22 protein-coding genes and 1 tRNA gene are annotated in these 22,329 nt (G+C 55.6%); 8 read left to right on the top strand and 15 right to left on the bottom strand.

Annotated features, from left to right (window positions below; genetic code table 11):
* Window positions 1-32 precede the first annotated feature (32 nt).
* Both M2Q46_RS07300 and M2Q46_RS07305 read right to left on the bottom strand, forming a co-directional pair.
* Window positions 33-815, bottom strand: coding sequence for a 3-hydroxybutyrate dehydrogenase (locus M2Q46_RS07300; protein ID WP_302356954.1), 783 nt, complete (start codon window positions 813-815; stop codon window positions 33-35).
* A gap of 360 nt (window positions 816-1,175) precedes the next feature.
* A tRNA-Ser gene (locus M2Q46_RS07305) sits at window positions 1,176-1,265 on the bottom strand.
* A 299-nt stretch (window positions 1,266-1,564) separates the two neighbouring features.
* Here M2Q46_RS07305 and M2Q46_RS07310 point away from each other — a divergent pair.
* Both M2Q46_RS07310 and M2Q46_RS07315 read left to right on the top strand, forming a co-directional pair.
* Window positions 1,565-1,975, top strand: coding sequence for a hypothetical protein (locus tag M2Q46_RS07310; RefSeq protein WP_026483205.1), 411 nt, complete (start codon window positions 1,565-1,567; stop codon window positions 1,973-1,975).
* A gap of 176 nt (window positions 1,976-2,151) precedes the next feature.
* A complete protein-coding gene (locus M2Q46_RS07315) occupies window positions 2,152-2,460 on the top strand; it encodes a hypothetical protein (protein WP_026483206.1) in 309 nt (102 codons plus the stop codon).
* An 80-nt stretch (window positions 2,461-2,540) separates the two neighbouring features.
* Here the strand turns inward: M2Q46_RS07315 and serS are convergent, their stop codons facing one another.
* The 4 genes from serS to M2Q46_RS07335 all read right to left on the bottom strand — a co-directional run bounded on the left by serS (window position 2,541) and on the right by M2Q46_RS07335 (window position 8,459).
* Window positions 2,541-3,887, bottom strand: a complete 1,347-nt coding sequence (serS, locus tag M2Q46_RS07320) for a serine--tRNA ligase (protein ID WP_302356955.1) — start codon at window positions 3,885-3,887, stop codon at window positions 2,541-2,543.
* A gap of 142 nt (window positions 3,888-4,029) precedes the next feature.
* Window positions 4,030-5,343 (bottom strand): replication-associated recombination protein A, encoded by a 1,314-nt coding sequence (locus tag M2Q46_RS07325; protein WP_009456739.1) that lies wholly within the window; start codon window positions 5,341-5,343, stop codon window positions 4,030-4,032.
* A gap of 124 nt (window positions 5,344-5,467) precedes the next feature.
* A complete protein-coding gene (lolA, locus tag M2Q46_RS07330) occupies window positions 5,468-6,094 on the bottom strand; it encodes an outer membrane lipoprotein chaperone LolA (protein WP_009456740.1) in 627 nt (208 codons plus the stop codon).
* Complete coding sequence (locus tag M2Q46_RS07335) at window positions 6,084-8,459, bottom strand: DNA translocase FtsK (protein WP_031232634.1); 2,376 nt, start codon at window positions 8,457-8,459, stop codon at window positions 6,084-6,086. The genes lolA and M2Q46_RS07335 overlap by 11 nt, the downstream gene beginning before the upstream one ends.
* Before the next feature lie 43 nt (window positions 8,460-8,502).
* On the opposite strand from M2Q46_RS07335, the gene trxB reads away from it, so the two are divergent.
* Both trxB and M2Q46_RS07345 read left to right on the top strand, forming a co-directional pair.
* Window positions 8,503-9,459: a thioredoxin-disulfide reductase gene (gene trxB, locus M2Q46_RS07340; RefSeq protein ID WP_009456742.1), complete on the top strand. Its 957-nt coding sequence runs from the start codon at window positions 8,503-8,505 to the stop codon at window positions 9,457-9,459.
* Window positions 9,446-10,213, top strand: a complete 768-nt coding sequence (locus tag M2Q46_RS07345; protein WP_302356956.1) for a Smr/MutS family protein — start codon at window positions 9,446-9,448, stop codon at window positions 10,211-10,213. The genes trxB and M2Q46_RS07345 overlap by 14 nt, the downstream gene beginning before the upstream one ends.
* Window positions 10,214-10,462: 249 nt before the next feature.
* On the opposite strand, the gene M2Q46_RS07350 is transcribed toward M2Q46_RS07345, so the two are convergent.
* The 4 genes from M2Q46_RS07350 to M2Q46_RS07365 form a co-directional block, all read right to left on the bottom strand.
* Window positions 10,463-10,789, bottom strand: coding sequence for a tetratricopeptide repeat protein (locus M2Q46_RS07350; protein ID WP_009456744.1), 327 nt, complete (start codon window positions 10,787-10,789; stop codon window positions 10,463-10,465).
* A 215-nt stretch (window positions 10,790-11,004) separates the two neighbouring features.
* Window positions 11,005-12,051 (bottom strand): hypothetical protein, encoded by a 1,047-nt coding sequence (locus M2Q46_RS07355; protein ID WP_009456751.1) that lies wholly within the window; start codon window positions 12,049-12,051, stop codon window positions 11,005-11,007.
* Between the two features lie 68 nt (window positions 12,052-12,119).
* Window positions 12,120-13,451: an MFS transporter gene (locus M2Q46_RS07360; protein WP_235484276.1), complete on the bottom strand. Its 1,332-nt coding sequence runs from the start codon at window positions 13,449-13,451 to the stop codon at window positions 12,120-12,122.
* A 59-nt stretch (window positions 13,452-13,510) separates the two neighbouring features.
* Window positions 13,511-14,008, bottom strand: coding sequence for a flavin reductase family protein (locus M2Q46_RS07365; RefSeq protein WP_009456753.1), 498 nt, complete (start codon window positions 14,006-14,008; stop codon window positions 13,511-13,513).
* Between the two features lie 255 nt (window positions 14,009-14,263).
* Here M2Q46_RS07365 and M2Q46_RS07370 point away from each other — a divergent pair, with 255 nt between their 5' ends.
* Together M2Q46_RS07370 and M2Q46_RS07375 are read left to right on the top strand one after the other, a co-directional pair.
* The gene (locus M2Q46_RS07370) at window positions 14,264-14,605 is read left to right on the top strand and encodes a Dabb family protein (RefSeq protein WP_302356957.1); all 342 of its coding nucleotides are present in this window, start codon (window positions 14,264-14,266) and stop codon (window positions 14,603-14,605) included.
* 147 nt (window positions 14,606-14,752) lie between these two features.
* Window positions 14,753-15,649, top strand: a complete 897-nt coding sequence (locus M2Q46_RS07375) for a PaaX family transcriptional regulator C-terminal domain-containing protein (protein ID WP_302356959.1) — start codon at window positions 14,753-14,755, stop codon at window positions 15,647-15,649.
* Window positions 15,650-15,663: 14 nt separating this feature from the next.
* Here the strand turns inward: M2Q46_RS07375 and M2Q46_RS07380 are convergent, their stop codons facing one another.
* The 3 genes from M2Q46_RS07380 to icd form a co-directional block, all read right to left on the bottom strand.
* Window positions 15,664-16,998 (bottom strand): carboxylesterase family protein, encoded by a 1,335-nt coding sequence (locus M2Q46_RS07380; protein ID WP_302356960.1) that lies wholly within the window; start codon window positions 16,996-16,998, stop codon window positions 15,664-15,666.
* A gap of 3 nt (window positions 16,999-17,001) precedes the next feature.
* Complete coding sequence (locus M2Q46_RS07385) at window positions 17,002-18,237, bottom strand: acyl-CoA dehydrogenase (RefSeq protein ID WP_302356961.1); 1,236 nt, start codon at window positions 18,235-18,237, stop codon at window positions 17,002-17,004.
* Window positions 18,238-18,544: 307 nt separating this feature from the next.
* Window positions 18,545-19,801 carry an NADP-dependent isocitrate dehydrogenase gene (icd, locus tag M2Q46_RS07390; protein ID WP_026483219.1) on the bottom strand — a complete coding sequence of 419 codons (1,257 nt, stop codon included), beginning with the start codon at window positions 19,799-19,801 and terminating at the stop codon, window positions 18,545-18,547.
* A 267-nt stretch (window positions 19,802-20,068) separates the two neighbouring features.
* On the opposite strand from icd, the gene M2Q46_RS07395 reads away from it, so the two are divergent.
* Window positions 20,069-20,497 carry a DUF1841 family protein gene (locus tag M2Q46_RS07395; RefSeq protein WP_009456762.1) on the top strand — a complete coding sequence of 143 codons (429 nt, stop codon included), beginning with the start codon at window positions 20,069-20,071 and terminating at the stop codon, window positions 20,495-20,497.
* A 14-nt stretch (window positions 20,498-20,511) separates the two neighbouring features.
* Here the strand turns inward: M2Q46_RS07395 and M2Q46_RS07400 are convergent, their stop codons facing one another.
* Both M2Q46_RS07400 and M2Q46_RS07405 read right to left on the bottom strand, forming a co-directional pair.
* Window positions 20,512-20,880 (bottom strand): c-type cytochrome, encoded by a 369-nt coding sequence (locus M2Q46_RS07400; protein WP_137431148.1) that lies wholly within the window; start codon window positions 20,878-20,880, stop codon window positions 20,512-20,514.
* Between the two features lie 16 nt (window positions 20,881-20,896).
* On the bottom strand, window positions 20,897-21,238 hold the full coding sequence (locus M2Q46_RS07405; protein WP_031232637.1) for a c-type cytochrome: 342 nt from the start codon (window positions 21,236-21,238) through the stop codon (window positions 20,897-20,899).
* Between the two features lie 232 nt (window positions 21,239-21,470).
* Here M2Q46_RS07405 and M2Q46_RS07410 point away from each other — a divergent pair, with 232 nt between their 5' ends.
* Window positions 21,471-22,328, top strand: coding sequence for a MoxR family ATPase (locus M2Q46_RS07410; protein ID WP_009456767.1), 858 nt, complete (start codon window positions 21,471-21,473; stop codon window positions 22,326-22,328).
* The last annotated feature ends 1 nt before the right edge of the window (window position 22,329 follow it).

A 22,329-nucleotide genomic window follows, 5' to 3' on the forward strand; every position in this document is an offset into this window, starting at 1 on the left:
TCTGCCATCTACAAAACACGCTTTGACAGCAATTAGCGAGCCGTCCAGCCACCATCCAGACTTAGCGTCGTACCCGTCATTTGGTCTGCGGCGGCAGACGACAGGAACACAGCAGCACCGCCCAATTGTTCAGGAGTCACAAACTGCAGGGAAGGTTGTTTCTCAGCCAGCAGCTCGCGTGCGGCAGCTTCAATATCAATCCCTTTTTGCTGGCTGATAGCTTCGATCTGCTTTTCCACCAAGGGAGTCCGTACCCAGCCCGGGCAGATTGCGTTGCACGTAATACCCTTGCCAGCATTTTCCAGTGCGGTCACTTTGGTCAGACCCACGACACCATGCTTGGCAGCCACATAAGCCGATTTATTTACCGATGCCACCAGACCATGTGCCGAAGCGATATTGATAATGCGCCCCCAACCCTGCTTTTGCATGATAGGCAAGGCAGCCGCTGTGCCGTGAAATACAGCCGACAGGTTCAAGGCAATGATGGCGTTCCATTTATCAACCGGAAAATCTTCGATAGGCGCGGTGTACTGAATGCCGGCGTTATTGACCAGAATATCCAGACCGCCCAAGGCCTCTGCCGCCTTGGCAACAAAGTCGCGCGTGGCCTGTTCATCACTCAGGTCTGCATTCAGATAATAGGCTTTGACACCAAATTTGGACTCCAGCGTGCTGCGCTCGCGCTCGATATCTTCAGGCTGACCAAAACCATTGATCACCACATCTGCACCGGCTTTTGCCAACTCGGTGGCCATGGCCAGACCGATACCACTGGTCGATCCTGTTACGACCGCTTTTTTACCTTTCAGCATAGATACCTCGTGAGTATTGACAACAGGGAACTGAAACCCCAAGTGTACTCGCCGGCCTGCACTGCCGGGAAATGCAATGGGCTCGTTTTGTCCGGAATCATCAAGGCTTGCAAAACAAGGCCAAACACCATCGGACCACGTACTAGCGCATTACCCCCTAAAACTTCGGCCTGCGCGGGGAAAAGTCGGCCATACACAATGTTGCGGATGAGTTTTCCGAACATCGGCCGCGACTGACACTTTTACCTTAACGTTCTTATGTGACAAAACAGCAAATAAACCATGCTGAGGGAGCAGGACGATCAAACCAGCAGAAAACAAAAAAGCCCTTGAATAATCAAGGGCTTTCAAAATTCCAGGTGGCGGACAGGGTGGGATTCGAACCCACGGTACGCTTGCACGTACGCCTGATTTCGAGTCAGGTACATTCGACCACTCTGCCACCTGTCCGCGATTGCTTATATGGTTACAAGCAAGCCCATAAATATAGTTCAAAGAACACTCTTTGACAAGCACTAAAGAGACATAGCACTTGCGTCAAAGAGCGGAGTTTCCTGATAAGACCAGCCACTCAAACCAAAGAGCTCTTTCCAATCAAGGGTTTACCCTCTGTTTTGGCCTAATTCACTTGTTCACCCTGAGCCGCAGGCCTATATTGGAAACACACATTGATGCATCGCAGCCCTGCCTCTCCAAGGCAGTCCTTGTAATTCCGGCGCAGCTTGCTGGACTTGATAAAAGGAATTGTCATGCAAACCTTCCAATGGATTATCGACGCCAACGGCGACGGCATATACAGTCTGAATGAGGTTCTCCAGACTCTGCGCTGGGCTTTTCGGATACCAGGCAGCCTGGTAGTTGAAACCTTGGGCTCCATCCCGGTTCTGTCTGATCTACTGCGTATCCAGGCTTCAGAAGCGACAGGCTACGCTTCTTTGCGAGGCGGACTGGTCAATATCCTGTCGTTATTCTTCTGGGCCGCACTCTGTCTCTGGTTTCTGGAAGTCAACTCCAAACCACGTGCAGAGCCTGCGCAGCGCAACGTACGCCATGCGCCACACTTGAACAAGCAACTGGACTCTGTGCACGGTCGGCAGCTACACGCGAACTACAACCGGCGCCCTGTCCGCCATCGTCAGGTTGAACGCCATACCTTCTAGATGCACTCATGCCCTCCTGCCGAAAAAGGAGAAACATGTGTTAAGAAAGGTAAACCCCTGGCACAGCGCTTACGAGCCGTGTTGCGTTTGGAAGTGCTTTGCCAGGATTACCTAACGTTTGGACTACAGGTTTTAGGCAACAATCGCTGCAGCTAGTGTCATTAGAGGTGCAGCTTATGAAAAAATTACTATTAGCCGGTTTAATGGCCTTGAGCACCAGCGCCGCCTCTGCGGGCGGTGTAAATGTCGATATCAATGTCGGTATTCCGGGTATCGGTTACGGGCCGATCTACTACCCACCCGCTCATGTTGTGGAACGCCCGGTTTATGTCGCCCCACCCCCAGTGGTTTACCACCCGCCACGTTACGTCTATCGTCCCGGCTACGTGGAATATGGTCGCTCCAACAAGGAATGGCGCAAGGAGCAGCGACGCGCTCACAAGCGCTGGCGCAAACAGCAGGAGCGCTACTGGGATGATGACTAATCCATCACTACGGAACCATGAATGAAAAAGGGCTGAGGACCACAAAGGTCATCAGCCCTTTTGCTATTCAAGCAGAGGCGTTACTTCGCAGGCACCAGACGTTCCAGTCCGCCCATATAAGGACGCAGAACCTTGGGCACAATCACGCTGCCATCTTCTTGCTGGTGGTTTTCCAACACAGCCACCAAGGCGCGACCTACGGCCAGGCCAGAGCCGTTCAGCGTATGCACAAACTCCGGACGTGCCTTGCTGTCGGCGCGGAAACGCGCCTGCAGACGACGAGCCTGGAAAGCCTCGCAGTTCGACACCGAGGAGATCTCGCGGAATGTGTCCTGGGCAGGCAACCACACTTCCAGATCGTAGGTTTTGGCAGCAGAAAAGCCCATATCGCCAGTGCACAGTTGCACTACACGGTATGGCAGTTCCAGCGCTTGCAGAACGTGCTCGGCGTGGCCAACCATAGACTCCAGCGCTTCGTAGGATTGCTCGGGGTGAACAATCTGCACCATTTCAACTTTGTCGAACTGGTGCTGACGGATCACACCGCGTGTATCACGGCCACCACTACCCGCTTCCGAACGGAAACAAGGCGAGTGAGCCGTCAAGCGCATCGGCAAGGCGTCACCAGCCAGAATCTCGTCACGCACCATACCGGTCAGGCTGATCTCGGAGGTGGAGATCAGGTACAGGTCTTCAGATTTGGACTCTGCGGGATCAGTGGACTCGTTCTCTTGGCCACCTTTGGTGACCCAGAACATATCGTCCTTGAACTTGGGCAATTGGCCGGTGCCGTACAAGGTGGAAGCATTCACGATGTAAGGGGTGTAGCACTCGGTATAACCGTGCTCTTCCACCTGGGTATCCAGCATGAACTGGGCCAGAGCACGGTGCAAGCGAGCCAGAGGACCACGCAGAACCATGAAACGGGCGCCAGCCAGCTTGCGAGCAGCTTCAAAATCCAGACCAAACTGCTCACCCAGATCCACGTGATCACGCGGCTCAAAGGTGATGTGCGCAGGCTTGCCCTGATCATCTTTAGGACCCGGGATCCAGCGACGTACTTCGACGTTGTCTTCTTCGGACTCGCCTACCGGCACGCTTTCGTGCGGCAGGTTAGGAATCGTGGCGAACCAGGAGGACAGCTCGGCCTGCACTTGGGACAAGTCCTGCTCCAGCTGCTTCAGGCGCACCGGAATTTGCTGGGATTGAGCCAATGCTTCGCTGGCGTCTTCGCCCTTGGACTTGAGCTGGCCGATGCGTTTGGCCAATGCATTGCGCTCGGCCTGCAAGGTTTCCGTTTCCACCTGTACCGCTTTGCGGCGGGCTTCCAGCTGCTGGAAACGCTCGGTGTCAAATTGCACGCCACGTTTCGCCAGGCCCTGTACCAGCGGCTCCAAGTCTTTGCGTAATTGGTTCAGATCTAACATTTAATAGCCATATAGGTGATGGTTCAATCCCGATTGATCTGGTGATTTTAACCACAAGCCACCACAAGCGCAGCACAGCGCAAGCAGTACTGAGGTATCGGGAAATACGGGGGTGACAGGTCAGGCAAGCGCCTGTCCTGTCTTAGGTGTCTTTTTTACCGGCCTGCTCATCCAGCTGACGCAGGCGCTCCATTTTTTCAGCAATCTTGATTTCCAGACCACGAGGCACAGGCTGATACCAGTGGGGATCGGGAATGCCGTCCGGCAAGTAGGTCTCACCCGCCGCATAAGCATTAGGCTCGTCATGCGCATAGCGATACGCATGACCGTGGCCCAGCTCTTTCATCAGCTTGGTGGGCGCGTTACGCAAATGCACCGGCACTTCGCGGCTTTTATCCTGCTTCACAAAGGCGCGGGCCTGGTTGTATGCCATATAACCGGCATTGCTCTTGGCTGCGATCGCCAGATAAATCACGGCCTGCCCCAGCGCCAGCTCTCCCTCGGGGCTGCCCAGGCGCTCGAAGGTCAAGGCAGCATCGTTGGCAATTTGCATGGCGCGCGGATCGGCCAGACCGATATCTTCCCAAGCCATACGTATGATACGGCGCGACAAATAACGGGCATCTGCTCCGCCGTCCAGCATCCGGGTCAGCCAATACAAGGCAGCGTCCGGGTTGGAACCACGTACCGACTTATGCAAAGCAGAAATCTGGTCGTAGAAGTTGTCGCCCCCCTTGTCAAAACGCCGGGAGTTCAGGGTCAGCGCATTTTGCAGGAAGTCTGTCGTGACCAACTCGGTGCCGGAAGTCTTGGCGGCCGTATTGGTCTGCTCCAGCAGGTTCAAAAAGCGTCGGGCATCGCCGTCGGCATAACCGATCAAGGTGTCGACGGCTTGATCCTCAAACTCCAGGCCATCCAGGGCATTTTGTTCCTGTACACGGCGTAGCAGAAGTTTGAGTTCATCATCCGTCAGAGACTTGAGCACATAGACTTGCGCCCGCGACAGCAAGGCCGAATTAACCTCGAAGGACGGGTTTTCCGTGGTGGCACCAATAAAGGTCACCAAGCCGCTTTCAGCATAAGGGAGCAGCGCGTCTTGCTGAGACTTGTTGAAGCGGTGTATCTCGTCCACAAACAGTATGGTGTGCTTGCCCATGGCCAGATTCTGCTGGGCCTGCTCCATGGCGGCTCGGATATCTTTCACGCCTGAAAAGACGGCGGACAAGGCGATGAACTCGCATTCGAATGCACTGGCCGTCAAACGTGCCAGCGTGGTTTTACCCACGCCGGGAGGCCCCCAGAAAATCATGGAGTGTGGTTTGCCGGACTGAAAAGCCAAACGTAGTGGCTTGCCCTCGCCCAGCAGGTGAGACTGCCCTACCACCTGATCCAGAGTTTTGGGGCGTAGTGCTTCGGCTAAGGGTGCAGCGGGTTCCTGAGCGAACAAATCACGCATGGCGATCGCCCTTCCTAAAATGGCAAGACCTGGCCAAGCGGACCAGGTCTGTATTGAAAACTTGTTTTGTCAGAGCCAGCTAAGTGCTGACCCTGACGATAGCTGCACAAAAACAGAATGTGCATCAAGGCATGGAGACGACATCCACTCCGGCAGGAGCCTTGAACGTGAAGGTACCCAAGGTAATCCGAGGGTTCGGTTCCAAGCCGGTGAAGTCGATATACGTGGTTTGCCCGAACGAGTCCTGCAACTCCAGACGACGTGGCTCACGATCCTTGAAGCCGATGTCTACGTAGGAAAAGCCGGCATCGCTTTGCAACGGTGTGGCTCGGATCCACTCCAATCCATCCCGTGCATCTTGCTCAACCAGACGGAAGGAGTCTTCCAGATTGCCAGTACCAAACAAGATCGCAGCAGGCGAAGCGCCGATGGACTGGTCCACACCACGCTCGGTGACCTGGGCCAGATCCGGGTCGTATTGATAAAGCAGCTTGCCGTCAGACACGATCAATTGTTCATAAGGGCGTTGCACATGCCATTTGAACTGTCCAGGGCGCTGAAACACGAATTGCCCGGATTGCGGCGCACCTTTGGACTGGCCGTTGCTATCGACCGTACGCTGGGAAAACTCGCCTTTCGCAGCACGCACATCTTGCACAAAAGAGCGCAATTGCTCGCTGGCCGAAGCGGCCATGGTCAAGGCAGGTGTAGTGGCCAGCAACATGCTGACCAGCAGTGTCTTAATCTTCATCTTTGGCACCTCCTGCGGGGACCAGAATTTCACGGTTACCGTTAGGCTGCATAGCCGATACCAGACCGGCTTGTTCCATTTGTTCCAGCAGTCGGGCTGCCCGGTTGTAACCAATACGCAAATGACGCTGCACCGACGAAATCGAAGCGCGACGATTCTTGATAATGACTTGAACAGCCTGGTCGTACAGCGGGTCCGCTTCAGCATCGACCATGCCAGTAGCGGGGTTGACCCCCTCACCCGATTCGCCTTCGACAGCACCTTCCAGCAGGCCTTCGATGTAATCGGGTTCGCCGTGTTCTTTCAAGTGTTCAACCACGCGGTGAACTTCCTCATCGCTGACAAAAGCGCCGTGCACTCGTTTAGGCAAGCCTGTACCGGGCGGCAGATAGAGCATATCGCCCATGCCCAGCAAGGTTTCCGCACCCATCTGATCCAGAATGGTGCGCGAGTCGATTTTGGAAGACACCTGAAAAGCAATACGGGTAGGAATGTTCGCCTTGATCAGACCTGTAATCACGTCCACGCTAGGGCGCTGAGTAGCCAGAATCAGGTGGATACCAGCCGCACGGGCTTTCTGGGCCAAACGAGCAATCAACTCTTCGATCTTCTTGCCCTGCACCATCATCAAGTCTGCCAACTCGTCAATAATGACGACAATCATGGGCAGAACAGACAACGGCTCGGGAGCGTCCGGCGTCAAAGAGAAAGGATTGGGGATAGGCTCTTCACGCTTTTGCGCTTCGCGTATCTTGGCGTTGTAACCGGCCAAATTACGCACGCCCAGCTTGCTCATCAAGCGGTAGCGTTTTTCCATTTCGGCCACACACCAGTTCAAGGCGTTGGAGGCCAGACGCATATCCGTGACCACCGGAGCCAGCAAATGAGGAATGCCTTCATAGACACTCATTTCCAGCATCTTGGGGTCGATCAGGATCAGGCGCACGTCTGCCGGGTCTGCCTTGTACAGCAGCGACAGAATCATGGCGTTAATCCCCACGGACTTACCGGAGCCGGTTGTACCTGCCACCAGCAAATGAGGCATCTTGGCCAGATCCGCCACCACGGGTTTACCGGCAATATCCTTGCCCAAAGCCATGGTCAGCAAGGAAGCACTGCTGTGATAGGTCTGCGAGCCTACGATTTCCTCCAGACGCACCATTTGGCGGCGGGGGTTGGGCAGTTCCAGGCCCATCAGGTTTTTCCCGGGAATAGTTTCCACCACCCGGATGCTGACCAGACTCAAGGCACGGGCCAGGTCTTTGGCCAGATTCACGATCTGGCTACCCTTCACGCCGGTGGCAGGCTCAATCTCGTAGCGCGTAATGACCGGCCCCGCCTGGGCGGTCACCACCGTCACAGCAACACCGAAGTCCGACAATTTCTTTTCAATCAGGCGCGAGGTGAACTCAATGGTTTCCGGCGACACCGTTTCTACATTGTCAGAGGCGGGGTCCAGCAGGGACAGCGGAGGCAAATCGCCCGCTTCGCCAGCCTGACGAGGCGCCTTGAACAAGGTCTGCTGCTTCTCTTTCTCGACGCGCTCGGATTTGGGCACAGCCACAAAAGCAGGTTCGATACGCACAGGCTGTTCGTGGACCAGTTGCTCCTGCTTGGCGACCACGCTTTCCGTGCGCTCGGCACGTTTGACCTCGCCCACGCGACGATCCTGACGGGCTGACCAGAAAGTCATCAAACGGCGAATCGTCCCCTCAATGAAGCCGCCCAGACGTTCTGCCAACGTCAGCCAGGAAAAACCGAAGAACAAACTGGCTCCGCCAGCGAGCAGGCCCATCAGCACCAGAGAGGCTCCACCAAAGCCTATCGAAGTTACTAATAGTTGCGATAATAATTGGCCTAACTGCCCACCAGCCCCCGCAGGGAGCTGCCATTGCTGGCCCAGATCTTTAAAAAACAGCGATTCCAGGCCCATGCTGCCCAGAAACAAAAAGAAAAAGCCTATGCCAATTTCCCAGCGCACCCGAGGCAGAACATCCTCGTTTTTAGTGCTGGGCAAAAGCAAAGCGGTCAGACGGTAAAAGCCCACGGCCACGCGCTGCACCAGCAGCACCACCCAAAGCCAGGCCGTCAGACCAAACAGAAACAAGAGGAAATCGGCGATATGGGCACCAAAGATGCCCCCGCCGTTTTGGGTCAGACCCGAGTGCACGGAATGCGACCAGCCGGGATCGCCCGGATCCCAGGTTGCCAGTACCAGGCCCAGCCAGGCTGCCAGAGCAGCGAAGATAATCCACCGTGCTTCGCGCAGCAGTCCTGTCAGGCGCTGTTGCAGGGCTGAAGGCCCATTACGCACATTTTTGGATGACCGGGACGAACGAGGGGATGTTGCAGGTATTCTTGCCATGGACTCATTATAATTGGAGATCGTCTTTTTCGGATTTTCTGTGATGTCGACTACTAAGCACGCAAAAGTACTCATTCTGGGCTCAGGCCCGGCCGGCTATACCGCAGCGATCTACGCAGCCCGCGCCAACCTCAACCCCGTCTTGGTCACCGGCATGGAGCAAGGTGGCCAACTGATGACCACCACAGATGTAGATAACTGGCCAGCCGATGCCCAAGGCGTCCAGGGACCTGATCTTATGGCACGTTTCCAGGCTCATGCGGAACGATTCGAAACAGAATTAATCTTTGACATGGTGTCCTCGGTTGATCTTTCCACCCGTCCCCTGACCCTGAATGGTGATAGTGGCACAGTCTACACCTGCGATTCGCTGATTATTGCGACAGGCGCCTCTGCCCAATACCTGGGCCTGCCAACCGAGCAGGAATTCATGGGCCGTGGCGTGTCCGGTTGCGCAACATGTGATGGTTTCTTCTACAAGAACCAGGACGTGGTCGTAGTCGGTGGTGGCAATACCGCCGTGGAAGAAGCCCTGTACCTGTCCAATATTTGCAAGACCGTGACCTTGATTCACCGTCGCGATACCTTCCGTTCCGAACCCATCCTGACCGACAAGCTGATGGACCGCGTCCAGAATGGCAATATCCAGCTGAAACTGCACAGCGAACTGCAAGAAGTGCTGGGCGATGCTTCGGGCGTGACAGGTGTGCGCATCATCAATAACCAGACCCAGGCCACTGAAGACCTGGCTGTGACTGGTGCCTTTATCGCCATCGGCCACAAGCCCAACACCGGGATCTTTGAAGGCAAGCTGGAAATGCACGACGGCTACATCACGACTCGCAGCGGTCTGAAAGGCATGGCCACCATGACTTCCGTTCCTGGCGTCTTTGCCGCGGGCGATGTGCAAGACAATATCTATCGTCAGGCCATTACCAGTGCAGCCAGCGGTTGCATGGCCGCCCTGGACGCACAGCGCTGGTTGGATGAAAACAAATAAGCCCAAAGCCGTAGGGCGTAGTCTGGCAGACCTGAAGAAGTTACAAGGTCAGGTCCGCCAGGATCTCAATCCGTCCCCGGCCCCCGCCCGTCCCCAGGCTCGCAAGCGCCCCCGTCCACCGGATCCCGGTGGCAAGCCAGCCAAACTGGCTCCTGCCAGTAATGCTACAGCGGCCCAAGACCCCGTTTCCTTATTGGACCCCAGCGACAGGGCCTGGCTACGCCAGTCCATGCGGGACGTCGCCCCCTTGAAAAAACGCGGTCAAAGCGTAGTCATGAGCCGTCCTGCGGCTAGCCCGGAACAGTTGGAGCAACGTCGTCGCCACGCGGTAGGTGCGCCCACCAGTACGCCAGCCCTGCCCCAGGCCTCTGACCAATATGTCAGCGTGCAAGGTGAAAGCAACGATCTACGACATTTGCGTGCTGGCTGTGGCCCCGATGTCTTGCGCGATCTGGAACGCAACCGTTGGCCGATTGAGTCCAGCCTGGATTTGCATGGCTCGGATCTGGAACAGGCCCGCGAGCGACTGGACAACTTTCTGCGCTCCTGTCTGGAGCACGGCGTGCGCTGTGTACGAATTGTCCATGGCACGGGCTACGGCTCGCGCAATGGCGAACCCGTTTTGCGTCATGCCGTGCGTCGCTGGTTAACCCAGCTGCCCAGCGTTCTGGCTTATATGGAATGCGCGCCCAACGAAGGTGGGCAAGGTGCCGTCAAACTGGTGCTGCAAGCCATGTCCGAACCCGGCGTTTGATTTTTTCCATTAGGTACAGACGTAAAAAAGGCCAGCTTTCGCTGGCCTTTTTTTTGTTGTTGTTATGTTGTACTGCCTATTGCTTTTATAATAGTGACCGTTTTATTTCGGTCTTTATTGCCCAGCGTTGCGGGGCTATGTCTCCTCACCTGCATGAAACGTATTGTGCCCCATTTATAAAGCTGTCACACTTAGGGAATGCACTGATACCCGCATGGTAAGAAAATATCAGTCGCCCATTCGCAGTCTTTATTCTGCTGCCTGGTCCAAAGCCTTCACGGCCCGCTTCAAAAACACCTGCATTTCTTTCTCAGCCTGCTTGTCGCCCTGCTCTTGGGCAATCACCAAGCCCTGCTCCAGAATTTCCCTGGCCTGTTTGAATTGCTCCAGGTTCACCAGCACCCGGCCCAACAGCTTCCAGGCTGCGGTGTAACGCGGATTCATTTCCACGGCTTTGGACAAATGTTCGCGAGCCGCTTCCAAATCGCCCTCGCCCATACAGGCATTGCCCAGGCCAAAGCGCAACAAAGCATTATCCTTGCCTGCCGCCAGTAGCTTCTCCAATCCTTCGCGCATAATCCGTACCCTTGAAAACAAAGCAAGGCTGGGTCGCGCTGCCTTCACACAAAACAAAATAGCAGCAACGACACGCCTGCACAGCTTGATGACTATTGAATCATCTAGCCATAAACCATTGAGCTTGGTTTTGTACCACGGAATATCAAAGGGCGGCCTCAGCCGGCCGGGCTCTGTAGGCCCATTCTCCTGCTGGTACCGCCCTGGCTAGCGCTTTAGGCCAGATCGCCTTGCAACACCCCCTTGCTGACGACTTCACGGCCATCCAGGCTAACCGTGCAATTGCGCATTGGGTAGTCGAAGTGGCAATCGGAGAAACGGCCAGCCGCTGGATTTGCGCCCGTAGAGAAAAGGAAGTTACCGGCAAAGGCGCGCAACTCGGTTCCGTTGGTATCGCGCTTGTCATACATAGCCATGGAGTCCCAGCGTGCCGCCGGCGCCATGCCCCAGCCCACATGACTGACCGCATAGGCATCCTTGTCATTCCAACTGGCGTAATAGGAGCGGATCAAATCGGCATCCACGCCCTTGCCCTCAATAGCCACGACATAATCGTTTTCGATGCGCAAGGTTACGGCTGATTCCAGATAGCGCTTGAAGGTCAGGTTCACATCTCCACTATCCAGCACCAGCGTGCCATTCACACTGCCATTGCTGGGGTAGCAAATGCACAGGCCAGCAGGCCAATACCCAAAGCTGCCCGGCTTGTCGGCTATCCCGGCACTGCCGCGCCCGATCACACCCGCCAGGCTGACCGTCAGGTCCGTACCGGCTTCGGAGCTAATGTGCATGACACTGGCATCGGTAATCAGCTTGCCGCCAATATCGCACTTGCTTTGCAAATCAGGACTGGGTTTGACCCGTTCCAGAATCTCGGGATGCTCGTCGCTAATCATCATGATGCGGGCACCTTTGGCCAGCAGTGCGGCACGCTCGGGCGAATGCAGCAGCCCTTCTACGGTGCAGTCCACAATGAACTGGCTGCCTGCCAAAGCCTGGACAATCGGGTCCATACCTTCCAGCGCCAAAGACGTCCCGGTCGAGCGCAGGGCAATATTGCTTTTCAGACGTGGCGAGACCAGTTTCACATGGCAAACCCGTGCCCCCATTTGCGTCAGGGCCAACTCAGCCAGCTCGGCCAGCACGGAGCGCGATTGCGTCTCGGACAGCACGACTGCCATTTCGCCGGGTTGTACTTTGCATAGTCCAAACACTTCTACAAAATCAGCAATCCACTTACCTTCAATATGCTCACGCAACATCTCACTACTCCTAGAAAATTCAAAAAAGGCGCTGCGCGGCTCTTTCAGCCGGGCAGCGCCTATACACATCAGTCGTGCAAATCCTTGCCCTTGGTCTCGGGCGAGGCAATGGTGGCCCACAAAGCCAGAACACACAGGCCGATCAGGTACCAGTCAAAAACCTGTTTTTGATTGATGGAATGCAGCCAGGCTTGCAAATAGGGAGCGGTCCCGCCCGTCAGGGCACCAGCAACCGAATAGGGCAAGCCCATGGCAACCGCACGAATGCGGGTCGGAAACTGCTCGGGGAAAAAGGCCGGCATGATGGCGGTGGGTGCCGAGATCAACAGCATGCCGCCCGCCATGAACACCACCAGACGCCAGATCTCGCCCTGGCCGCCGGTCAGCACCATGGTCAGCGGGATGATGCTGATGATTGAACCGATGGAGAAGAAATACCAGTTCGCCTTGCGACCAAAACGATCCGAAAATGCGCCCCAGAAAATCAGGCACAGAATCAGGAAAAGATTGGCCCCTACCCCCACCCACATCACTTTGGCGGCAGGCATGCCCAGGGAGGTAATAGCAAAGGTGGGCGCCATGATGGCCCAGACGTAATACAGCACGGTGCCGCCGGCCGACAAGGCAAATACGCGCAAGCAGGCACTGCGATACTTCCAGACCTCCGACCAGAACACGCGTGCGCCCGGGCGTGCCGTTTTGCCTGCCGCTTGCGCTGCGGCCTGACGGGCTTTGAACATGGGAGTTTCATCCAGCTTTCTACGCAGATACAGCGCATATACCCCCAAGGCCCCACCCAAGACAAAAGGCACACGCCATGCCCAGGCCCGAACAACATCCTCACCCAGCAGACTGGTCAGGCAGGCACTGAGCAACACAGCCGCCAATACCCCGATCGTGACAAACACAAACACGGAGGAAGACCACAGCCCACGTTTATGAGCAGGTGCCATTTCGGTGACATAGGTGAAGGAAGAAACCACCTCCCCACCGTGGCCAATCCCTTGCAACAAACGGCCCATCAACAAAAACAAGGCGGCAATCGGCCCCACCATGTCATACGTAGGAGCAATACCAATCACCAAACTGCCCAAGGCTGTCACCAGCATGGACAGGGTCATGGTGAAACGCCGCCCCTTGCGATCGGCCAACCAGCCAAAAAAGATGCCTCCCAGCGGGCGCATGAAAAAACCCACAGCAAATACTGCCAGTGTGCCCAGCAAAGCCGCCAGCGGGTCCTCACTATGGAAAAACTGCTTGGCAAAATAAGCGGCAAAAATCGAATAAGCCGTCCAGTCGTACCACTCCAGGGCGTTACCCGCCCCAACCCCCAAAATAACGCGTCGACGCTGCGCGGCAGTCATGGGCTGCTCGCGCAAAGATGGTGTATGTGCGTCCAAGAGATGTCCCCTTCACTGTGATAGTTATGCTTCTTGTTTATTGTTTTTGATCCGGTGGCTCAGGCCACCAACTGCGTGAAACGAGAACGATGAAAGATCAGTGGCGAGATTTCGCGCTCGATCTGCACATCGTGGATAAGCAATTGCACGGCATCGTGGTCCCCGGCGGGATGCACTTGAAAAACACTGCAGTCAAACCAGACTGATGCCCCTTGTATATGGACGGCCCCCTCCTCGGTCAGCTCGACCTCGATATCGCTGAATCGGCTGTCCTTGTCCGGTCCGGCCAGCTGACGGCAAATAGCCGCATGTTCAGCACTCAAAATTGACACCCCCAGACGCGAGGCGCGAGACAGCAGCGCCCAGGTCGAGGAACTTTTCTGCACAAAAAAGGCGGCCAAAGGCGGATCCAGCGAAACCCCTACGGAAAAACTGGACGCAACAATGACTTGCGGCTTGCCATCGAGTACGGCGGCAATGGCCGCTACCCCGGATGGAAAATGTCCGAAGGCTTCGCGCACCACCCTGGCTCCCAACCCACTTATGTTTTCTTTCATGACGATGACTCTGCTCAGGCGTTAAAGACCCAAAACCCAAAATGAGGCGAGCTCTGCGACAACACACTCGCTTGGCCTCAATTCTGTTTCGATCGTCATTTATTTGCAATAACAAAATAGACAAACAAGGATGGTTTTTGTTGAATTTAGGTATTAACCCTATGAAAATTCGTCGTTTTAAAAGCTATAGGCCTATACAATTCAACCCAATATTATTGCGTATTATCTTTCGTCATTATTTATTTGCAATAATTAATGAGCTTAAAACCTCCCGGAATCCACAAGGACAGCATGTATCTACATATCGTTTTGATGGCACCCCACACCCCTGTCAGCCCGGAACTCGCACCCAAGCTGGACCAGGCCTTTATCCGCATACATCAGGAATGCTCCGGCATAGAACGCTTTGAATGGGTGCCGAACCTGTCACGCAGCTCGGCGCGCTACAGCCATGCCCTGCTTTCTGTATTCCACACTCAAGAAGCACTGGACGCCTACAGACAAAGTGATGCTCACCAGGCCATGCTGGATGCCATCGCCCCGCACATTCAGGACATCGTCGTGCTGGACAGCGTGCTGGAGAAAAGCCTGCCCTAAGAAGCTCAAGCTGGCGCCCTGGCAAACAGGACGCAAGCAGCCCCAGTGCGGCTACGCTAGCGCCGCCGGGGCACGCACGGTAAAATGGCCCGCTACAAACCTACTATCAAAAATGGGTAGCAATCAGCCCCACCACCGGAAAACAGAATGAAAGCAAGCGTCGCGATTGATGAGTTCATCGCTAGCCGAGACCATGGCGAGCACGAGCAACTTGCCCCGCACCACTACATTCTGACGCTCTACGGCCTGTTCGCCCGCCCCACCGGCGTCATCATTCCCGTGGCCAGCGTGGTTCAACTACTGGCCGACCTGGGTGCTGAACCGTCCAGCGTGCGCTCCGCCATTTCCCGGCTTAAGAAAAAAGGCGTGCTAGTTAGCCAACAAGCCGCCTCGGGCAAAGGCTATGCCTTGGCGGCCGAACTGGAGCCGCATATGCAGGCCGGTGACGAGCGGATTTTTTCCACCCCCTCCATGAATATTCGGGACCCCTGGCTGCTGGTCTCCTTCTCCGTTCCGGAAAGCGAACGCCAGAACCGTCACAAGATTCGTACAGGCTTGGCTCGCATGGGGTTTGGCACGGTAAATGCGGGCCTGTATATAGGTCCGGCGCGCTTGCAGGCAGAGGCTGTCGAGTACATACGCGAGCACCAGCTCTGGCCCTATATTGAGCTGTTCACCTGCGAACCCAGCGGCCTGAGCGATATTCAGGAAAAGATCTCCCGCTGGTGGAATTGGGACAAGCTGGCCAATGAGTACCAGTCCTTCTTGAACTCATATCAACACGAAGTTGAGGCGTGGCAAACCGCTTTACGCCAAGGCACGGCCGACCCTTTGGAAGCCTTCCGACTCTATATGCCTATGGTGACACGCTGGCGCAGACTGCCCTTTCTGGACCCAGGCCTGGCACCCGAGCTATTGCCAGACAACTGGGTAGGCAATACCGCCCGCAAATTGTTCGGTGACTTGCATCGACTGCTTAGTCCCTTGAGCTCGCAACACGTGCAGCAGGCCATTCCAAACTGGAAGGCCCGCGGCACGGAGTAAACCTGCTCCTTTACTCAGGCCCCTGCAAAGCGTGCAATGTCGCCCATCAAATCCTGGGCGACGCGCTCAAACCGCTCCGGCGTCACCCCCTGCATCATGGGTGCATCCTGCCAGGCCCGGAAGTTGCCAAACTGGAAAGGCAAATCAAAACAATGCCCGCTGAACACCGCTTCAAGCGGGCTTTGTTCCATGAAGCCACTCCAGACCACCGAGCGCCCCGCTGCTTTCAGACTAGCCGCATACTGCGTGGGAAAACGCTGGAATTGCAACCAGGACGACGCGGCCACCACTTGCTGATACGGCGTCAGACCCGAACCTGCTCCCTGATACACCCCATTTCGCAGCAGGCTGTCTGGCAAATCTCCCACAGGCCATACACCCAAAGCCTGATCGACCTGCTCTTGCGTCGCCTGCCGATGAAAAGGCACGTCAAAAAAGAACACCGAGGACTCTTGGGCAGTACAACGCAGATACACCGCCTGCGCATGGCAGGCTTGTGCCGCCCAGTCAGGATTCAAGAAGTCGGGCGGCATCCCGGCGCTGGCCACAGGCAAGAATGCCGAAGGAGCATGAGCCAAACGTGGCGGCTCTTTGTCCAAGGCCATCATGCCGTGCTGCATCAAGATATCCACGTTCGCCGTCAGCCACTGATCACCCAGGCTTTGTCGCAGGCGCTCTGTGGTTTTTCTTTGTTGCTCGGGTGACCACGGCGTGCGCGTTCCCATGCTAAGCAAAGCCACACGATCAATCCAACCTCGTGTGGACTCCAGCACGCTGAGCAAATGCGCATACCAGCCGCCCGCCGATTGCCCCATCAAGGTAATCTTGTCCGGGTCTCCGCCAAAGGCATGGATACGATCTTTCACCCACTGCAGTGCCAAGAGCAGGTCGGCTGCCGGCAAAGGCAAATCATCAGCTTGTGCATCGCCCAGGTGCCCCAAGGCACCCAGACGGTAATTCACATTGACCACCACCATGCCCTGCGCTGCCAGGCGGGTGCCGTCATACCAATCCAAAGAAGCGCCGCCACTCATCCAGGCTCCACCGTGGACAAAGAACAGCACAGGCAGACCTTGCGCTTGGGCGGGAGCCCACACATTCAGAAAATAAGCATCTTCAGATTGCGGATTGGCACTGCCTGCACCCATCACCGCCGCAAGGCGGCTGGGGCGCTGCGGGAATAAGGGCACCTGATCCAGAGAGGTCGCTGCCACTCGCCCCGTCGCCGCCTGCGCCGCTTCAAAACGACGCGTACCCTGGGCGTAACGCAGGCCATACCAGGCCTGCACCTCTACGCCATCGGCATGACAACGTCGTGAGGGAGCATTGACCAGCAATGTCGCCGTCATGGTTTAGAGCTTGTTGGAAATGTAAGGTGTACCGGTCATGCCGTTACCGTGTAGCTCATAACCCATAGGGGCGGTAATCGAAGCATGGCGAGTACCTGTATTGATATCCCGCCACATGCGGCCCAGCAAACTGTTTTCCGCAAAAGAGGCCGTGCCATGTAACCAGCACAGATTGTTCACCGCATCCACCAGTTCGTGTCCGGCATGGCCGATTCCGGCGCGGTGACGGGCGCGCAATTCCAAAGGCATGGGCACGGTGCCAGAGGCAGCAGCATCAATTTGAGCCGCAGCGCGTTCCAGCAATAAGCGGGCACCATCAATCTGAATACTGGCCGTTCCCAGGTTCTGCACAAACGCCCCCGAATCCGACTGCTTCTTGTAATGGGTATAGGTAATGCCGCGCTTGCCACTGACACCAGTAGTGAAATCCACGGCGGCTTGCGCGGCCCCTAAAGATGGCGCTTGAATGCAGGTGGACATGGTCAGGTGCGGCGTCAAACGACGACCAAATGTAGCCAAGGGATCTTGCTCCTGCACATCGCCCATCAGTTGCTGAAACGTAATCAGGCGCTCTTTGGGCACCCACAGGTTTTCTGCCACCATGGTGTTGGAGCCCGAGCCGCGCATACCGATGGTGTACCAGGTATCCTGAATTTCAAACTCATCACGACGCATCAGCACAAAGCCCACGGTGGGCTCGACCTGCTCGTTTTCCTTGATGAACAAAATCCCCAGTGCCCAGTCCGAGTGATTGCTGTTCGAGGCAAAAGGCCACTTGCCCGTAATGCACCAGCCATCGCCATCCGGCGTTGCCGTGCCTTGGGGTTGGGCAAAAATGGACGCTGCACGGATTGGACCGTCTGCAAACACCTCATCGAGCATGGCATCGCTAAAGCGGTTGGCCAGCATGACCGAACCATTAGAGATCACCACACACCAGGCTGCTGCCGGATCGTAATAGCCCACGGCGCTGGCACATTGCAAGAGCATCTCCGCCCCACCCTCATAACCGCCGTAGCGCTTCAAGGCCGAAATGCGCCAGGCCCCGGTGGACTCCAAAGCCTGAACCGCCTCGTCTGACAACATGCGATTACGGTCAGCCTGCGGGGCCAACTCACGTAGCAGCGGGCCGATCTCGTGGATACGCTCCAGAATCTCCTCTGTCTCCTGACGGGATGGCGCCTGGGTAACGGTGATCCGCTCGCGCTCGGCGACCAATGTAGCTCCTGTGATAGTCATAACAGCTCCTTAGAATTATTTGATATGGCAAATTTATAGCTATCGTCAGTTAATCGCAATATCAATAATCATGAAAAACGCTAAACCCGCTTGTTTTATTGAGTTTATTCGGGTTTTCACCTAGTAAAAATCATGCACCAAGCTTATTTTTAATTGCATAAAAGTAACGATCAAAAATATTTTGAGCACAAGCAAAGCAGAAAAAAGAGAAAAAAATGGCCTGCGCCAGCATGAGACGAAAAAAAACCGCCGACCCGAAGGTCGGCGGTTTCTCATGTAGAAAACCGGCTTTAACAGCCTGTATTCATTACATGTTTTCGATCATGACATCGCCAAAGCCGGAGCAGGACACTTGAGTCGCGCCTTCCATCAGACGGGCAAAGTCATAAGTCACTTTACGCGAGGTGATGGATTTTTCCATGCTGGAGATGATCAGGTCAGCAGCTTCGGTCCAGCCCATGTGACGCAGCATCATTTCGGCAGACAGGATCAGCGAACCTGGGTTCACGTAGTCTTTGCCAGCGTACTTGGGAGCAGTACCGTGGGTAGCTTCGAACATGGCCACGGAGTCGGACAGGTTGGCACCGGGAGCGATACCGATACCACCCACTTGAGCAGCCAGAGCGTCGGAGATGTAGTCGCCGTTCAGGTTCAGTGTGGCAATAACGTCGTACTCGGCAGGACGCAGCAGAATCTGTTGCAGGAAGGCGTCAGCAATCGAATCCTTGACGATGATCTCGCGACCAGTCTTGGGATTCTTGAATTTGCACCATGGGCCGCCGTCGATCAATTCAGCGCCAAATTCCTTTTGAGCCAGTTCGTAAGCCCAATCACGGAAGCCACCTTCGGTGAACTTCATGATGTTGCCCTTGTGAACAATGGTCACGGAAGAGCGATCGTTATCGATGGCGTACTGGATGGCCTTGCGCACCAGGCGCTCGGTACCTTCGCGGGAAACAGGCTTGACACCGATACCGGAGGTATTGGGGAAGCGAATCTTGTTCACGCCCAGGGTGTTTTGCAGGAAGTCGATCAGCTTCTTGGCGCTTTCGGACTCGGCAGCAAATTCAATACCGGCGTAAATGTCTTCGGAGTTCTCGCGGAAAATGACCATTTCGGTCTTTTCTGGCTCACGCACAGGCGAAGGAACACCCTTGAAGTAGCGCACTGGGCGCAGGCAGACGTACAGGTCCAGTTGCTGACGCAGGGCCACGTTCAGGGAACGGATGCCGCCGCCAACGGGAGTGGTCAGAGGGCCTTTGATGGACACGACGTAGTCTTTAACGGCATCCAGAGTTTCTTCTGGCAGCCAGACGTCAGAACCGTACACCTTGGTGGATTTTTCACCGGCGAACACTTCCATCCATTCGATCTTGCGCTTGCCGCCATAAGCCTTGGCAACAGCAGCGTCGACCACTTTGATCATGACTGGCGAAATATCCACGCCCGTACCATCACCCTCGATGTAAGGAATAATGGGTTGATCGGGAACATTCAGGGAAAAATCCGCGTTAACTGTAATTTTCTGCCCCGACGCGGGGATCTTGATATGCTGATAGGACATGGATGCTCCAGTTGTGCTCCAATATTAGGGATAGCTAAACACGGAACGCTTTCGCGTTTCCGAAGTCTTATATAAGAGTTTAACTTAATTCGCGCGTATTCAGGCACCTGTAAACTCAAAGCTTGCCAAAAATGCTTGCATTCTTGGCAACTTATCCATTCTACACGGCCCCGATTGCAGCTTGTGCCGGCCTTGCGCCCCCACCATTTCACGCAAAACGCGCGCCGAAGATTCGCATTTTCTGACTATTTTTATCTCGATTCCACCATGTTCAACCCCTCTCGCGAGCAGGTTCGCCAATTTTTCATTGAAGCTTGGGACAAGCACCAAAGTGGTCATCTGCTGACCGCTCTGGAAACCATGGCGGTGGATCTGGTGCAACAGCACCCTGAATACCACGACGACTTGCGCAACGCCGACGCCGTCAACCAGGACTATTCCGTGGAGCAAGGACGCAGCAACCCCTTCCTGCATCTGTCCATGCACCTGGCTATCAATGAACAACTGTCCATTGACCAGCCTCCGGGCATCAAGGCGGCGTATCAGCGCTTATTGACCCGGCACGATCAGCACGCCGCAGCGCACATCATTATGGAAGCGCTGGGCGAGGTGATCTGGGAAGCACAACGTCTGGGCACACCGCTGAACAACGAGCGCTATATCGAATTGATTTTGCGCCACAGCACGCGCGACTAAAGCCGCAGGCTGCCTTACTTTCTAATGCTCAAGGGGCCGGGCTGACGCGACAGCCATACGGAGATACTGTCGATATCCGCCTGGCTCATGGTATTGGCCATAGCCCCCATAACGGCATTCTTGCGGATATTGGACGTTGCCGGTGCCCCGGCCTGCCCACGCTTGTAAGCCATCAAGGCCTGCCGCAAATAATCGGCATGCTGACCGGCCAGAATGGGATATTCCGGGTTCAAGGGCGTTTTCGCATCGTCGCCATGACAGGATGCGCAATTCAGATTCTTCCAGGCTTCCCCGCCTGCCTTGGCCAGATCCTCAGCGGCTATTGCCTGACCGGCCACCCCGGCCATCAGCCCCATTGCCACCAGCAAGACTGTTTTTCTCATAGGTGCCTCCCCGTCCTCAAGGTTTGTTGCCCGCGTAATACGCGGCAATATCCGCCATGTCCTGTTCGGACAAGCTCAGCGCAATGGCTTGCATGGTGGGGAAGGTTCGAGCGCCGCTGGCATACTCCTTGAGTGCTGCTTCTATATAAGCAGCGCCCTGCCCGGCAATCATGGGGACGTGATAGACCTCGGGAAAGCTGGCCTTGTAACCGGGCAAGCCATGACAGCCTATACACATGGAGATCTTGTCGCGCGCCGCCTCGGGATTGGCCTTGATCGGCTCGGAATCCTGCGCCTGGGCTGCCCAGGGCAGACAGGAGCTTGAGGCCAGAAGAAAGAAAGAGACATACCGCTTCATTTGCAACTTCATCATCGCTATTCGCTTTGTCGTGGAGTTGAAAACGGTCCGGGTCAGGCTCTGCGTCTATTGCAGCAAAAAAGGAATCAACGCGACACCTGGCTCTGTGATGCTGACCGACGAGTACTGAGTCGATTGTATGATAATTGCCAAGGATGACTGATACTAGTATTTATACCCGAGTTTCTATTCTTGACAGATCAACATTTTAAGTACAAGTTTGAGCCGATTTATGACTACTACGACCCGTTTTGAAGGCACCGATCAGTACGTTGCCACTGATGATTTGAAGCTGGCCGTCAACGCCGCTTTGACGCTACAACGTCCTTTGTTGATCAAAGGCGAGCCCGGCACTGGCAAGACACTGCTGGCCCTGGAAGTGGCCCGTGCCCTGGGACGCCCCCTGCTGCAATGGCACATCAAGTCCACCACCAAGGCCCATCAGGGCCTGTATGAATACGATGCGGTGTCGCGTCTGCGTGACTCCCAGTTGGGCGATGAAAAAGTCCGCGACATTGGCAACTACATTGTGCAGGGCACATTGTGGCAAGCGTTTGAGTCCGAGGAACCCACGGTTGTTCTGATCGACGAAATCGACAAGGCCGACATCGAGTTCCCCAACGACTTGCTGCAGGAACTGGACCGCATGGAGTTTCATGTCTATGAGACTCGCCAGACCGTCAAGGCGCGCCATCGTCCCTTGATCATCATTACTTCCAATAATGAAAAAGACCTGCCCGACGCCTTCCTGCGCCGCTGTTTCTTCCATTACATTCGCTTCCCCGAGCGCGAAACCATGGAACAGATTGTGGCGGTGCATTACCCCAATCTGCGCAGCGACATTCTGTCCAGCGCCCTGGATACCTTCTTTGCCCTGCGAGATGTTCCCGGCCTGAAGAAAAAGCCGTCTACCTCGGAATTCCTGGACTGGCTGCGTCTGCTCCTGGCCAACGACATTCCTGCCGATGCCCTGCACGAGCTGGATGAAGGCTTGCCCCCTATGGCCGGTGCCTTGCTGAAAAACGAACAGGACTTGTCCTTGATGCAGCGTCTGGCCGCCATGAGCCAACGCAGCCAGCGCCGGAGCTGAT

Source organism: Alcaligenes sp. YSL9, assembly GCF_030515105.1.
GTDB classification, from domain to species: domain Bacteria; phylum Pseudomonadota; class Gammaproteobacteria; order Burkholderiales; family Burkholderiaceae_B; genus Alcaligenes; species Alcaligenes phenolicus.

What these genes read in the sequence shown, in the direction of transcription:
- M2Q46_RS07300 (WP_302356954.1), bottom strand. Translation starts at nt 815, where the DNA reads ATGCTGAAAGGTAAAAAAGCGGTCGTAACAGGATCGACCAGTGGTATC.
- M2Q46_RS07310 (WP_026483205.1), top strand. Translation starts at nt 1,565, where the DNA reads ATGCAAACCTTCCAATGGATTATCGACGCCAACGGCGACGGCATATAC.
- M2Q46_RS07315 (WP_026483206.1), top strand. Translation starts at nt 2,152, where the DNA reads ATGAAAAAATTACTATTAGCCGGTTTAATGGCCTTGAGCACCAGCGCC.
- serS (WP_302356955.1), bottom strand. Translation starts at nt 3,887, where the DNA reads ATGTTAGATCTGAACCAATTACGCAAAGACTTGGAGCCGCTGGTACAG.
- M2Q46_RS07325 (WP_009456739.1), bottom strand. Translation starts at nt 5,343, where the DNA reads ATGCGTGATTTGTTCGCTCAGGAACCCGCTGCACCCTTAGCCGAAGCA.
- lolA (WP_009456740.1), bottom strand. Translation starts at nt 6,094, where the DNA reads ATGAAGATTAAGACACTGCTGGTCAGCATGTTGCTGGCCACTACACCT.
- M2Q46_RS07335 (WP_031232634.1), bottom strand. Translation starts at nt 8,459, where the DNA reads ATGGCAAGAATACCTGCAACATCCCCTCGTTCGTCCCGGTCATCCAAA.
- trxB (WP_009456742.1), top strand. Translation starts at nt 8,503, where the DNA reads ATGTCGACTACTAAGCACGCAAAAGTACTCATTCTGGGCTCAGGCCCG.
- M2Q46_RS07345 (WP_302356956.1), top strand. Translation starts at nt 9,446, where the DNA reads ATGAAAACAAATAAGCCCAAAGCCGTAGGGCGTAGTCTGGCAGACCTG.
- M2Q46_RS07350 (WP_009456744.1), bottom strand. Translation starts at nt 10,789, where the DNA reads ATGCGCGAAGGATTGGAGAAGCTACTGGCGGCAGGCAAGGATAATGCT.
- M2Q46_RS07355 (WP_009456751.1), bottom strand. Translation starts at nt 12,051, where the DNA reads ATGTTGCGTGAGCATATTGAAGGTAAGTGGATTGCTGATTTTGTAGAA.
- M2Q46_RS07365 (WP_009456753.1), bottom strand. Translation starts at nt 14,008, where the DNA reads ATGAAAGAAAACATAAGTGGGTTGGGAGCCAGGGTGGTGCGCGAAGCC.
- M2Q46_RS07370 (WP_302356957.1), top strand. Translation starts at nt 14,264, where the DNA reads ATGAGCTTAAAACCTCCCGGAATCCACAAGGACAGCATGTATCTACAT.
- M2Q46_RS07375 (WP_302356959.1), top strand. Translation starts at nt 14,753, where the DNA reads ATGAAAGCAAGCGTCGCGATTGATGAGTTCATCGCTAGCCGAGACCAT.
- M2Q46_RS07380 (WP_302356960.1), bottom strand. Translation starts at nt 16,998, where the DNA reads ATGACGGCGACATTGCTGGTCAATGCTCCCTCACGACGTTGTCATGCC.
- M2Q46_RS07385 (WP_302356961.1), bottom strand. Translation starts at nt 18,237, where the DNA reads ATGACTATCACAGGAGCTACATTGGTCGCCGAGCGCGAGCGGATCACC.
- icd (WP_026483219.1), bottom strand. Translation starts at nt 19,801, where the DNA reads ATGTCCTATCAGCATATCAAGATCCCCGCGTCGGGGCAGAAAATTACA.
- M2Q46_RS07395 (WP_009456762.1), top strand. Translation starts at nt 20,069, where the DNA reads ATGTTCAACCCCTCTCGCGAGCAGGTTCGCCAATTTTTCATTGAAGCT.
- M2Q46_RS07400 (WP_137431148.1), bottom strand. Translation starts at nt 20,880, where the DNA reads ATGAGAAAAACAGTCTTGCTGGTGGCAATGGGGCTGATGGCCGGGGTG.
- M2Q46_RS07405 (WP_031232637.1), bottom strand. Translation starts at nt 21,238, where the DNA reads ATGAAGCGGTATGTCTCTTTCTTTCTTCTGGCCTCAAGCTCCTGTCTG.
- M2Q46_RS07410 (WP_009456767.1), top strand. Translation starts at nt 21,471, where the DNA reads ATGACTACTACGACCCGTTTTGAAGGCACCGATCAGTACGTTGCCACT.